The following is a 13,110-nucleotide window of genomic DNA, read 5'->3' on the forward strand; positions in this document are numbered from 1 at the left end:
CTGAATTATTGCTGACCGAATAGAAGGTTAGCCAATAAATCACACCAGAATGATCAACAGAGTACCGGCCAAGGTGAGGATCACGTTGGCAATCGCATAGGTGCCTGCATAACCCAGCGCCGGAATGGTGCTGCGGGCATGCTCGTTAATCATATCCATTGCAGGCGCACAGGTACGCGCACCGACAATGGCACCAAACAGTAACGCGCGGTTCATTTTCAACACATAGGCGCCAATCAAATAGGCGATAATCACAGGGATCACGCTGATAAAGATACTGGCAATGATCACTGAAAAGCCCATATCGGCGATGTATTCAAATAAGCGACCACCGGCGCTTAATCCAATGCCAGCCATAAATGTCATCAACCCGAGCTCTTTGACCATGTTCAGCGCCCCTTGCGGCACATAACCAAACGTGGGGTGATTGGCGCGCAAGTAGCCCAAGCTAATTCCCGCCAACAACAAACCAGCGGCATTACCCAAACCAAAGGTCACTTGGCCGAAGGTCATGGTGATCATCCCCAGCCCAAGGCCGAGAATAAAGAAACAGCAGAACGCGAGCAGATCGGCCATTTGGCTGTGAATCGAGATAAAACCAATGCGCTCAGCCAGACCTTTCACACGGCTTTTCTCACCGCTGATCTGCAGCACATCACCTTTATTGAGAATAATCCCTTGGTCCATCGGCATTTCCACCTGTGCGCGCACCACACGGTTTAAGAAACAGCCATATTCTGACAGATTCAGATCGGATAGCTTCTTCTGCGCGACGCTGTCATTTTTTACCACGATTTCTTCTTCAACAATGCGCAAGTCGAGCAGATCGCGATCAAACACTTCTTTCCCGTTACGGAAACTGGGGTCGAGGCGAGCATGGCTATCGGGATAGCCCACCAGTGCAATTTCATCGCCTTCTTGCAAAATCGCATCACCATCTGGGTTCGCCAAAATGCCATTACGACGAATGCGCTCGATGTAACAGCCAGTTTGACGATAAATGCCCAGCTCGCGCAGATTGCGGCCATCGATCCACTGAATTAGTTCAGGGCCTACCCGATAGGCGCGAATAATGGGTAAATAGACTTTACGCTGCGACTCACTCCCCAAGCCGCGTTCAATCGCGATTTGCTGCGCAGAGTGCTCTAAGTTGTGGCGCTGTAACTTCGGCATCAATTTCGCCAGCACAATCAAGCTCACCAAACCGGTTAAGTACGCCATGGCATAACCGACACTGAGGTTATCGATCATCATGCCCAGTTGCTCACCCTCAACACCCGTGAGTCCGGAATTTAGGGCATCTTTCGCGCCCACCAGTACCGGCGTGGCAGTCAGTGCACCTGCCATCATGCCGGTGGCAATACTGATATCCAGCCCCAATTGCTCTTGGAAAAACAAGGTTAAGCCAATGGCACTGAGCAGCACGGTGAGCGCCAGTAGCAAATACGATTTACCATCGCGGAAGAAAACGCCAAAAAAGTTCGGGCCTGCCTCAATACCTACACAGTAGATAAACAGCATAAAACCGATGCTGAGCGCATCAGGCGAGAAGGTGAACCCAGCGTTACCGAAAATGATCGCGGTAAACAGTACACCGATGGATCCACCCAATTGCACATTACCAATTTTGACCTTTCCAACCGCAAGGCCCATGGCAAGTACCACAAAAAGGAGCAAAATATCGTTTTGGAGCAGGAGGTTATTGACGTCTATATTCACAGCACAAATATCCAACAGCGTGCGGAGGAGGTTAAAGTGGTGAAAATTATACCAACCTAAATCACAATTTGTTGTACAAATTTAGTGAAATAATCATTAATTTTGCGTAAAAAAGGACCAATTAACCGCGTTTGGTCAAATTAAACCAAAGAATTCACCACCGCCGAGTTTCTAGACGCCTGCTGTCACCTCCGCTAGCACCCAGCTATTGTGGCGTTCTGCCTCCCCCAAACACCGCTAAGACGACACTTTTACACCTGCTATTTTTCCCAGCCTACACCCGCCAAACGCGATTCCTGTAACCGACCGCAAAGTAATTTTTTGGAGCGAATATCACAGAACAAGCGCTAGCTAACATTTTGGACATTAGCGCATGAAAAGGTATTTAGATATTTGGTAGGCTAAAAAGTAATCAAGGAGATGAATCGCTTACCGGATGCGGATAATCGATGGGCGGTAGCGTGGGCAACTGGTCTTGTCTTCAAAGGTAGGCTTGTTTGTCCAATTTCTCGAGAGTGAGACAATCATAAAGAATTGTAAGTTTTTAAATAACAGGCAGTTAAGAAAAAAAAGGCGCGTGCAACGGTTTTGGGGAAGTTAGCGTGCGTGCTAATACAGTGTTCAATGAGGAGATAGAATGAAGGATTTGTTTCCAGGCCATTTTAAAGAAAGTGAAGGAAAGCTTCGCGAAGTTTGGGATACCTCATTGTTTGTTTTTGATGCGAATATCCTTCTTAATCTATATCGTTATTCTGATACTACTCGCAAAGAATTTCTAAGAATTCTGGAGAAGATTAAAGATCGAGTTTGGCTTCCTCATAGAGCAGCTGATGAGTATTTGAACAATCGACTTTCTGTTATAGATCAGCAAGAAAGATCGTACGATGAGACAAAAAAGTCGATTCAGTCGCTACGAAGCGATCTTGAGAATGCACGCCAGCATCCCTTTGTCAGCAACCGAACCATGTCTAAAGTAAACAAAGTATTTGATGAGCTTTGCGAAGAGCTAGATAAGAACCGGTCGGTTCATACCAATAGAATATCAAATGACGAAATAAAATTGTCGGTTTCTGAGATATTTGAGAATAGAGTCGGACAGCCATATGATAAGGAAAAGCTTGTTGAATTAATTGCCGATGGAGAAGAAAGATATAAGCAAAAAATACCGCCTGGCTTTAAGGATGGCGCTAAATCCGGTGACAGCGATATATTTGCAGAGAAGTGCAGGAAGTATGGAGATCTAATTGTTTGGACACAAGTAATCGATCAAGCAGCAGCTTCCGGAAAAGGTGTGGTTTTAGTAACTGATGATAAAAAAGAAGACTGGTGGGAAAAGTTTAAAGGTAAGACTGTTGGGCCGCGCCCCGAGTTGGTAAAAGAATTCAAAGATCGTGCCAATAATACTTTTCACATGTATCAAGCTGACCGCTTTCTTGAGTTGGCTCGAGAAAATCTAGATGAGCAAGTTAGTGATGAAATCGTTGAAGAGATTCGGGAAGTTAGGAGAAGGGACAAGCTGGCTCAAAAGCGAATGATAGAAATGGAACTCATAAAGCGGCGAAAAAATGATATGAGCCATTTGTTTCAAGAGCTAGAACGAAGTAAGAGTAGAATGATGGCATATGAAGAAGAACGCAGAATGTTGCAGCAGCGTATGAAAGAGTTGGAGTCAGTAAGAACTGACATGCGGCACCATCAAGAGCATCTGTTAAGGGAGGGTATAGATAACCCCGACTTTGAACCTTTCATGGATCACTATACTGCTCTATCTGAAGAATACTCGAAAGTTAGAAGTAACCTTGAAGATTCATCTATGAGGTGTAACGAAATTCAACTCCACATGATGGAGCTTGAAAAAGAAGTCGCCCATCGAATGAAAATCATTGAACAAGACAATCCAGCGGACTCGTAAACTCGCCGCTAATTTTTGCGTTACATCTAAATTAGATACAAGCACTTGGAGGTTGAATGAAAGTAGGATTTTTCTTCGGAGCAGGGGCTGAGATCGGTTATGGACTTCCAAGTGGAGGGAAATTCGCCATCGACCTCTTTCGACAGGATGTGAGTGAGCATAAGAAAAAGCTGCGTGAGCAGCTTGGTCAAATTGACCCAAGAACCAATTACGCAACTAGTTGGCTTCCAGATAGCTATGCCACACAACGCATTCATGCCTTCGGGAAAAATGAATTTACGGCGTTAATTGAATCCTCCATTGAATACAGAAAAAACGAAATCATACGCAGGCTTAATGCCTTTGATGAAGAAGTCGAACACGCTCTTTCTCAATTGGGCATAGAAAAGGATGCTCTAATTGATAAATTTAATGAACAGATGGATACTGGCTTCGGCGAACATTTGTATTCAACCGCAATAAGAATGAACCCAATCCTCGCCAATGAAGTCAGGCTTTTTGGGAGTGAATCATATTCCGCAATTTTAAGTGTCATTAGCGATGGGCAGAATTCTGCTGATCTTCAGCGTTACGCAGGAGCTTTTCTTCAGCTACTTGTTGGGGCACATGGTCAGCACTTAGTACAGCGGCTAAATCAAGAGCTGTTTGAGGCCGCTCCAGATGATATTCCGATTTTTGATGACGTTACAGGCATGTTTAAGCTTGAGTTCAGCCGGGCTGGGCTAACAGCTTTAGAGCTACTTCTTGAAAAACGCCGTGATTATGATCTTGAAAATGGTAATATCTCTGAAGTCTTATGTGCTGTTTCTCAGCAGGTATTGGAGAATATATTTACCACGGTTCTAGACTATCAGTCGTTAATAGATAGCCATTTTAGATATCTATTTTCGCCCAGAACAGAATGGGCAAAGTTTTCTAAAATGGTAATTTTCCTTAGAGCAACCCGAGATTATATCGTTAAGCAATTAGCTGAACTTGGTGACCTTCCAGAAAGCGGTTATTATCACGACCTTGAAAACTGTGAAGATCTTGGGCTTGAAATTTCCGCTATTGGAACATCGAACTATAACAGCTTGGTTGAAAAGATATCACAGGACCTTGATTTCGAAATACCTGCAGTGCACCATTTGAATGGCGGTGTAAATGATTACTATAACCCATACAAGAATTCAGTAATTTCAGAAGATGATCCCGAACAGGTTCCCGAGGATCAGATACATGTTCCTTTTATTCTTACCCAAAGCGGATTAAAGCCGTTAACGTCTGTAGATATGTCTCGAAGGTATGTTGGGTTATACGATGAATACGTTTTGTGTGATCGTTTAGTTGTTGTGGGATATGGGTTTAATATTGACGATAGCCATATCAATGGCCTTTTCAGGAAACTTATTGAAGAAGCTGGAAAACCAATGGTTTGGGTCTGTTTGGATAAAGACGGTTCACCAGAATCTCAGAAAAGAGCTTTGGTAAAACGTTTACGTATAGCTCCCGAGCATCGTGATCTAATAACTGTGATTCCTGTACACCCAGTTACAAGATCAATAGGTGACGAAAGGTGGTTGGACATTGTAGCACAGGACAACGATGAGGTGTAATAATGCATTTTACTGGACAAGCCGGTGAATGCGGCGTTATCTTAATGGAGATAAGTATCGTATGCATGGCGTTTGTAAACTGTGCAAAAAAGAAGCTGAAATTGAATTAAGCCACTTCATTCCTAAGTTCATTGGTAAATGGCTAAAGAAAACAGCGATAACCGGATACCTACGAGAAGGAAATCAGGTTAGTAAGCGACGTCAAGATCTTCCTAAAGAATACTGGCTATGCGGCTCGTGCGAAGATTTGTTTTCTACATGGGAGCGTTTATTCGCTCTGAAAATATTCTACCCATATATAGAAGATTCTAGTTTGACCACCTCTTATGGTGACTGGCTAGCTAAGTTTTCTGCTTCATTGTCTTGGCGTACTCTAACTTATGTTCTGAGCAAAAATAGCGAGGAAACTCATTCTCAAGAGTATTTAGATATGTTAGCAGACGCGGAAAAGGGGATCTCAGACTTTCTACTGGGTAAAGCTACTAATCTCTATGAATTTGAGCAGCATATTTATCCTCTCGATGTTATAGCATCGACTTCATTTGATAACTTACCAACTAATATAAATAGATACTTCCTTCGTGCGACTGCTATGGATATTGTGAGTAACTCGCAAGACACTTACATCTATACGAAGCTTCCGTCATTTATCGTTCTTGGTATTGTTAAGTGTAAACAATCAAGAGAAATGAGGTCTAGTCGGGTTGCTATTAGTGGTGGGATTATTTCTCCTCGAGAATATGTGTTTCCTGATGGCTTTGACGACTACATCATAGATGCAGCGAACAAGATATCTGAAATATACGAAAAAATCCCTGCAGATCAGTTGGCTAAAATTGAAAAGTATGTGATAGATAATCCAGATAGAGTGATTGGGTCGAAGCTTTTTGAAGCTATTTGTCACGATTATGATAGGTTTGGTCGAAAATCATTAAAATAACAAGCAATTTAAGATTGATTCTGGACTTACTCCGCGTGACCAAAAAAGAATTTCTCGTTCCCACGCTCTTGCGTGGGAATGCATATCTAGCTCTTGCTATCATTCAAACACAAAAAGCACCATAACCAGTGTTATATTATTCCTCCTAGGGCATTACAGTGGCTAGCTTGCTAAAGGTACTGACGCTGTCCGCTAGTGTTAGAACAGAGGTCAAGTACAGTTCGGTGATCTTTTGGCGAACCCTACCTAGGATTCAAAATCCATATACATTCCCACGCAGGAACGTAGGATCGTGTTATGGAGAATGGCTTTTCCGTGGTCATTCACCGCGTGAAGAGAAAAGTGGTACTTGGAGAGATCAACGCCACAAAAGAATTGAGTAGACATGGTTACCTCCGGTATTAAAGACCGCACCTAAGTGTGTGGCAGATCTTCATGAGGGGGAGTCCATGTCATTCGTTATGTTCTCGGAGGTTTATGGAAAATTTCAAAATTAGCAGAATCCATACAAAGTCAGGTATTTTCAGGCTAACTGGAGTCATCAACGATGAAATTGATCTTAAAAGTATTAGATATATTTCTGCCGAATACATGGGAACTGACGGTTGGTGCGAACTCGATTTACAGTCAGAACATACTCAAAGCTTGTTACGAAGCATTCAAATTGAAGTGTTACAGCATCTAAGTTGAGGAAGTTTGTCTCATCTAGTAGACGTAGTTTTTAAACGGTCAGGAGCCTCAATTAGCTACAAACATAGCAAAGGTATCAAGATGACACTAGACTTACTCCGCTTAGCCAGACAAGAATACAAACTATTTATCTTCTTGACTTAATACATAGTCACTCGCCCCACTCAAACAAGGACACGTTTTGATCACCATTAGAAAAGCCAACCAAAACGACGCACAGGCTATTTTTGATTTAAGAAACCGAGCTATTTTAACTAAGTGTTCGGCGCACTATACGGAAGAGCAGCTTTCACTTTGGACGCAGGGTAACGTCTCTGAGCGTTTTATTGCCGACGTGGTTGATACGTTTTACGTCTCTGAAATAGACGGGCAGGTTATCGGTAGCGGTAAGCTCAACACACAAACTGGTCTAGTCGATGCCATCTTCGTAGAGCCAGATTACAGTGGCAGGGGCGCGGCGAAAAAGATGCTCCAGTTTTTAGAGCACCTAGCGAAAGAGCAGGGCTTGCGATTGCTAACGCTCGAATCCACGCTCAATGCAGCGCCCTTTTATCGTGCATGCGGCTTTGTGGGCGATAAGGTATCAACGTATCACTCCCCAAAAGGGATCCGGTTGGATTGCGTGCCGATGGAAAAACCACTCTAAACACAACGTCGATAACAAGGAGTAAGGATGACTGATGTTTTATCACTCGTTTCAATAGGGTTCGCATTCTTTGTTGTTGCGGTCTCCCCGGGGCCGGCGAATATCTCCAATGCAACCGTCGCCATGAGTAAGGGCCGAAAAGTCAGCCTTGTATACGGTGCAGGGTTATCCATTGGGCTGCTGTTTTGGGGCATTGTCGCCGCCAGTGGCTTGGGGGTGGTGCTACAAGGGTCGGTGTATTTACTCATGCTGCTAAAAATCGTGGGTGGCGTTTATCTTCTATGGCTGGCTTATCTTTCTTTTAAATCATCCTTTAACGCCGCCGCGACTGTCTCTACAAACGATAGCCAAGAAGCGGGATACCGAAAATGGTTTGTTCGTGGCGTGGTTTTAAATTCCTCTAATCCTAAAACCGTGGTGGCTTGGATGGCGGCTTTGTCGGTTGGGATGGGTTCAAGCAGTGATGGGCTATTTCTTGTCGCTGCTGTGCTGACTTGTATGCTGGTCGGCTTTTTGGTGAATGGGATGTACTCCTTCTTGTTTTCAATCAACGGCGTGATGAACGTCTACCAAAAAGTAGCGCATTGGGTTGAGCGCGTCGTATCTGGGATCTTTGCGCTGGCAGGACTAGGATTGCTGCGCTCTGCTTTTAGCCGCAATCCTGCGTGAGCCTTTACCTCAACCTAACTTGAGGGATTAATCTGGTGCCATTCACATAAGGAGTCGACGATGACATCAGCACCCATGATTGAAGAGTATTTACATCGCCTCGCGTTGACTGAGGCGACGGGCGAGGCACTGGTCACTGAGCTTATTGAAAAGCACTTGGCACGGTATGCGTTTTCTAGCCTGAATGCTTTGGCGGGGCAGCCGCTTTCTTTACAGACGGATGTCTTGTTTGAGCGATTGGTGGTGAACCAACAAGGCGGCTATTGCTTTGAGCACAATAAAATTGCCTACCTTGCCCTGAAACATTTGGGGTTTAAGGTGCGCAGTGTGCTAGCGCGGGTGATGCTTAATGGTAAACCCACCAATCCACGCACCCACCGCATGAATGTGCTTGAGCTCGATGGCGAGACTTATCTAGTAGACGTTGGTTTTGGCAATAAAACCCCGCGCGGCTTACTCAATATCAACCAGCGCACCTGCACCATCGGGCACGATACCTATCAAATCACGCGCAATGGCGATGTGGTGACCGTGGTATTACACGAGCCCGAGCAACCGCCATTAACGCTGTACGAGGTTGAGCTTTATGACGTGGTAGAAGCCGACTTTGAAGTGGCGCATTTCTATTCTCATCAACACCCTGAAGCTATTTTCGTCAATAACCTCGTGGTGTCGTTGATCACTGCTTCACAACGCTATTTGATCCGTAATCAGCAGTTTTTGGTGTGGGATACGGCGGGGCAGCTCATTACCGAAAAAAGCATCGATAGCCTCGAGGCATTAACCCAGTTGGTTCATGAGGTGTTTTTATTGCAACCGCCCAAAGCGGTGTTGGAAACCGCATTTGCACAGGTGACGGCTAACGCGGCGGCATAAAAAACGATACGCAACGTTGTGTATTAAACCAAAAAGCCAGCACATTGCTGGCTTTTTGGTTTGTGAGTCGTTTATCGGTGTGACGTTAACCCTGCAAAACATGCATGAGCATTTTGATGCTGAGCAAGAGGGATAGCACGCCTAGTGTCTTTTTCAGTTTATCGGCGGGCAAACGTGCGGCACAGGCTACACCCAGTGGTGCCGAGAAGTAACTGGCGAGCGAGAACAGCACCACCGCAGGAAGGTAAATATAGCCAAAAGTGAGTTGCTCCGGTGTGGTGTTTTCCCAGCCGTTGAGCAAATACCCCAAGGTGCCCGTGATGGCGAGTGGAAACCCAATCGCTGCCGAGGTGCCAACCGCGTTTTTTACTGCTAAGTTTTGGCCGATTAAATAAGGGACGATCATGCCGGCGCCGCTGACTGAGACGAGGGCAGAAATGGTACCAATCAGTGTACCGACCGCGATATTGCCTGCCGGTTTGTGTGGCGTTAAGTTGGCTTGTGGGCGTTTGGGTTGGAACATTTTGTAAGCCACATAAAGCATAAACAGACTAAAAAAGAGAGCGAGTGCCACACCGTTGACGGCCGCAGCTATGGTGGTGGCGATAAAGGTGCCGGCCATCACACCGATCGCCATGTTAGTGGCAAGTGATGTATGGACATGGCCTTTGGCATAATGGGCACGCATACTACTGAAGGTGGTGAACACCATCGCGGCCATTGAGCTCCCGAGCGCCATATGGACGACGTGTTGGTCGCCAATCCCTTGCGCCGCAAACAATAAGGTAAAGGCTGGCACCGTTAACCCACCTCCTCCCACACCCACTAAACCGGCAATAAAGCCAACTCCCACCCCTAATAACGCGTAATAAATGGCGAATGTTACGTCGATCATCGACCGTTCCTTTCTTTTGCTAACCACAAGACTCCACTGTAGGGTGTTATTGTGTTGGCATGTTAATGCGCTTTGGCCTAATAATAATGAAATATGGCCAAGTAGGGAGAGCGGTATGGGCGTTTGGGAGACAAGTGAAAGAGCGTCAGGCGCGGCGCTGATCACCTGTTCGTGGTCACGTGAGGCTGATAATGGTAAAAGAGACACTAAGCGGTATCACTGGCACAGGCACCATAGAGGGCAGCTTTTATGTGTGCAATCGGGACTGGTGCAGATAAAAACGGCCGAGGGCACATGGGTGTTGCCGCCGTCACGCGCTGGCTGGATCCCACCCAACGCGAAACACAGCGTGCTTTTTTGTAATGCGGTGAGCGGCTATTCGGTGTTACTTTTACCTGCCTTATGCCAGTTGTTGCCGAATCGACCCCAAGTGGTCGGATTGAATCAAATGCTGGAGTCGATGGTGGCGCGAAGTGCTGGATGGGATCAAACGCAGCTCACTGCGGAGAACCGACGCATTGCCGATGTGATCATTGATGAAATCCGCACCGCAGAGGCTGAAGCGCTTTATTTGCCGATGCCAACTGATCCGCGATTAGTGCGTGTTGCCGAGGCGATTTTACGTCAGCCCGATAGCAAAAATACCGCGGAGCAGTGGGCTAAAGTGGGGGCATTATCAGCCCGAACACTGCGGCGTTTAATGCCGGCCGAAACGGGCCTGACTTTTGTGCAATGGCGAAACCAAGCGCAGTTGAATCACGCATTAGCACTATTGGCGCAAGGTGAACGAGTGGGAGAGGTGGCCTTTGCGTTAGGCTACGCAACCCCCAGTAATTTTATCGCCATGTTTAAAAAGGCAATGGGGCATCCCCCGGCCTATTATTTTTCTGGCTCACAGCGTAAGGACGTGCGATGAACATAAAACGATGGTTGACGGTAATGGTTGGGTTGGCATTGTCCTTCACTGTGAGTGCCAAGGAGTTTGCAACCAGTGGCTTGGCTTCACAGACGGTGTTTAACCCCGAGCGTGAATCGACGATCGAGGTGGATGTTTGGTATCCCACCACATTAGATTCAACCCATTTTGAGTTCGGCAAAAACAAAGTATTTGTGGGGACGAAAACCAACCAGAATGCGCCGGTTGCGTCGGGCAAACACCCTGTTGTGCTGTTAGCACATGGGGGCATGCGTGCATCACCTTTCCACGCGGGGTGGGTGGCGTCTGGTTTGGCCAAAGCGGGATTTATCGTGGTGGTACCACAGCAAGTTGGGTTTTCTGCCGCGAATGTTACGTCGGCACCAAGCGAGTTGTGGTTGCGGCCGAGCGATCTATCAATCAGTTTGACGCATCTCATAGATACCGCGCCGTTTAAGCAGGCTATCGATACTGACCATGTGTATGGGGTTGGGTTTTTCTTGGGCGGCACGTCCATGTTGTCACTGGCGGGGGCGAGGTTTGATCCGGCGCTTTACAAGCAATCTTGCGAACAGGAAGGGGTGAATGTTGATTGCCAATGGCTACAGAAAAACAAGGTGGATTTGAGCAAGGTGTCTGAGCCAATGCTTAGCCGCACCAACCAAGATGATCGTGTCAAAGCCATTGTGGCGATTAATCCTGAATTAACCAAAACATTGGATGCACAGAGCCTTGATGACATCAAGGTGCCTGTGAAAGTGATGGATATTCGCGGCCGTCAAGCTACGCGGCCGGAATTGGAGGTGGCTGAATCTATTGCCGCGATTCCAAATATGACGCTAATGAAAACGCCTCATACCACCATCTTTAGTGCGTTTAGTCGGTGTACGGCAAAAGGTGCGCAGATATTAGCATTGGAAGGCGAAGGGCATCTTTGCCAAACATCAGAGCAGCAATCCCGAGAAGAGGCGCACAGATTGATCATTGACGCGATTACCCAGTTTATTGGCAAGCATTAAAGCCCCTTGCTTCTGGGCGTGTTGTTACAATGAGCTCAAATTAAAAAAGCCAGCGTGAGGCTGGCTTTTTAGTAAGATTATCGGCGCCTTATTCTTGATACAGGCCGAGGTTTTCTTTGGCGTAGGCTTCAAATTCGGTAAAGCCGCCAACGTGCTCTTGGTCAACAAAGATTTGTGGCACGGTTTCAACCGGTTTACCGACGGTTTTTTCCAGATCGGCTTTGCTGATACCTTCTGCGTGGATATCCACATAGCGGTAGTTGAAATCTTCACGGCTTGTTTTCAATTCTTCAGCCAAATCTTTTGCGCGAACACAGAATGGGCAGCCAGGGCGGCCAAAAATTACGACGAACATAGTCATCTCCTTTAGCATCAATGAGTTTACTATGCCCGATCCCCGGGTAAGAAAAAAGACGAAATTACCTTTTGCATTGATAGAAAAAATCGATTGTTCTTTTTCACCGCACGTAAGGCCTTGTGTGACGCGGATGGCTAACAATATGGCGGAATAGTAGGCAGAGCAGTGGTTTGCGACACCGTATAGAAAAGTGTATACCCGTATCACCTGATGTTATACCGATTGAAAGGACCCATCATGAATCCAACGATTGAGACACTGCTTTCTCACCGCTCTATTCGTAAATTTACTCAAGACGCGATTTCTTCCGAGCAATTGACCCAGATTATTGATGCGGCGCGCGCGGTATCCAGCTCAAGTTTCTTACAGTGCACCAGCATTATCCGTGTGACGGACAAAGAAAAACGACGCTTATTGGCGGAATACGCGGGCAACCAAGCGTATGTGGCCGACTGTGCGGAATTTTTAGTGTGGTGTGCCGATTTCCACCGCCATGAGCAAATCAATCCAAACGCCCAACTAGGTTTCACTGAGCAAACGCTTATCGGTGCCATTGATAGCGCGCTGATGGCGCAAAATGCCATGGTCGCGGCTGAATCCATGGGGCTCGGGGGCGTATATATTGGTGGCCTACGTAACCAGCCGAGCAAAGTGGCTGAGTTGTTGGCATTACCTAAACATGTGTTGCCTTTATTCGGAATGTGTTTGGGGGTGCCCGCTCAAGACCCGGAGCGCAAGCCTAAGTTGCCTGCATCTTTGTTAGTGCACGAGAACAGCTATCAAGCGATGAATGAAAAAGCGCTTGGTGAATACGATCAGCAAGTGCGTGAGTATTATCAAACCCGCACAGGAGGCAACAAGGATATGTCTTGGAG

12 protein-coding genes and 1 pseudogene are annotated in these 13,110 nt (G+C 46.4%); 9 read left to right on the forward strand and 4 right to left on the reverse strand.

The window, feature by feature from the left end:
* Window positions 1-39: 39 nt before the first annotated feature.
* Window positions 40-1,719, reverse strand: coding sequence for an aspartate:alanine antiporter (locus BZJ17_RS00235; protein ID WP_069587238.1), 1,680 nt, complete (start codon window positions 1,717-1,719; stop codon window positions 40-42).
* A gap of 637 nt (window positions 1,720-2,356) precedes the next feature.
* Between BZJ17_RS00235 and BZJ17_RS00240 the strand changes: the two genes are divergently transcribed.
* Genes BZJ17_RS00240 through BZJ17_RS00250 form a run of 3 tightly spaced genes read left to right on the forward strand, consistent with a single transcriptional unit; the run spans window position 2,357 to window position 6,166 of the window.
* Window positions 2,357-3,631 carry a PIN-like domain-containing protein gene (locus BZJ17_RS00240; RefSeq protein ID WP_077639398.1) on the forward strand — a complete coding sequence of 425 codons (1,275 nt, stop codon included), beginning with the start codon at window positions 2,357-2,359 and terminating at the stop codon, window positions 3,629-3,631.
* Between the two features lie 56 nt (window positions 3,632-3,687).
* The gene (locus BZJ17_RS00245; protein WP_077639399.1) at window positions 3,688-5,226 is read left to right on the forward strand and encodes a hypothetical protein; all 1,539 of its coding nucleotides are present in this window, start codon (window positions 3,688-3,690) and stop codon (window positions 5,224-5,226) included.
* Window positions 5,227-5,254: 28 nt separating this feature from the next.
* Window positions 5,255-6,166: a hypothetical protein gene (locus BZJ17_RS00250; RefSeq protein ID WP_241836729.1), complete on the forward strand. Its 912-nt coding sequence runs from the start codon at window positions 5,255-5,257 to the stop codon at window positions 6,164-6,166.
* Window positions 6,167-6,445: 279 nt separating this feature from the next.
* Here BZJ17_RS00250 and BZJ17_RS17330 read toward each other — a convergent pair.
* Window positions 6,446-6,553 (reverse strand): annotated as a pseudogene (locus tag BZJ17_RS17330) (IS110 family transposase); the annotation flags it as partial.
* A gap of 484 nt (window positions 6,554-7,037) precedes the next feature.
* Here BZJ17_RS17330 and BZJ17_RS00260 point away from each other — a divergent pair.
* The 3 genes from BZJ17_RS00260 to BZJ17_RS00270 are packed head-to-tail and all read left to right on the forward strand — an operon-like array spanning window position 7,038 to window position 9,047.
* Window positions 7,038-7,502 (forward strand): GNAT family N-acetyltransferase, encoded by a 465-nt coding sequence (locus tag BZJ17_RS00260; protein ID WP_077639401.1) that lies wholly within the window; start codon window positions 7,038-7,040, stop codon window positions 7,500-7,502.
* Between the two features lie 27 nt (window positions 7,503-7,529).
* Window positions 7,530-8,171: a LysE family translocator gene (locus BZJ17_RS00265; protein WP_077639402.1), complete on the forward strand. Its 642-nt coding sequence runs from the start codon at window positions 7,530-7,532 to the stop codon at window positions 8,169-8,171.
* 60 nt (window positions 8,172-8,231) lie between these two features.
* Window positions 8,232-9,047, forward strand: a complete 816-nt coding sequence (locus tag BZJ17_RS00270; RefSeq protein ID WP_077639403.1) for an arylamine N-acetyltransferase — start codon at window positions 8,232-8,234, stop codon at window positions 9,045-9,047.
* A gap of 85 nt (window positions 9,048-9,132) precedes the next feature.
* On the opposite strand, the gene BZJ17_RS00275 is transcribed toward BZJ17_RS00270, so the two are convergent.
* Complete coding sequence (locus BZJ17_RS00275; RefSeq protein ID WP_077639404.1) at window positions 9,133-9,942, reverse strand: sulfite exporter TauE/SafE family protein; 810 nt, start codon at window positions 9,940-9,942, stop codon at window positions 9,133-9,135.
* Between the two features lie 253 nt (window positions 9,943-10,195).
* Here BZJ17_RS00275 and BZJ17_RS00280 point away from each other — a divergent pair, with 253 nt between their 5' ends.
* On the forward strand, window positions 10,196-10,858 hold the full coding sequence (locus BZJ17_RS00280; RefSeq protein ID WP_241836730.1) for an AraC family transcriptional regulator: 663 nt from the start codon (window positions 10,196-10,198) through the stop codon (window positions 10,856-10,858).
* Complete coding sequence (locus BZJ17_RS00285; RefSeq protein ID WP_077639406.1) at window positions 10,855-11,877, forward strand: hypothetical protein; 1,023 nt, start codon at window positions 10,855-10,857, stop codon at window positions 11,875-11,877. Before BZJ17_RS00280 ends, BZJ17_RS00285 begins: the two co-directional genes overlap by 4 nt.
* An 88-nt stretch (window positions 11,878-11,965) precedes the next feature.
* On the opposite strand, the gene BZJ17_RS00290 is transcribed toward BZJ17_RS00285, so the two are convergent.
* Complete coding sequence (locus BZJ17_RS00290; RefSeq protein ID WP_069587260.1) at window positions 11,966-12,232, reverse strand: GrxA family glutaredoxin; 267 nt, start codon at window positions 12,230-12,232, stop codon at window positions 11,966-11,968.
* Window positions 12,233-12,472: 240 nt separating this feature from the next.
* On the opposite strand from BZJ17_RS00290, the gene nfsA reads away from it, so the two are divergent.
* Window positions 12,473-13,110 (forward strand): oxygen-insensitive NADPH nitroreductase (gene nfsA / locus BZJ17_RS00295; RefSeq protein WP_241836731.1); only part of this gene is annotated, 638 nt, incomplete at its 3' end.

The organism is Salinivibrio sp. IB574, assembly GCF_001996205.1.
GTDB lineage: Bacteria > Pseudomonadota > Gammaproteobacteria > Enterobacterales > Vibrionaceae > Salinivibrio > Salinivibrio proteolyticus.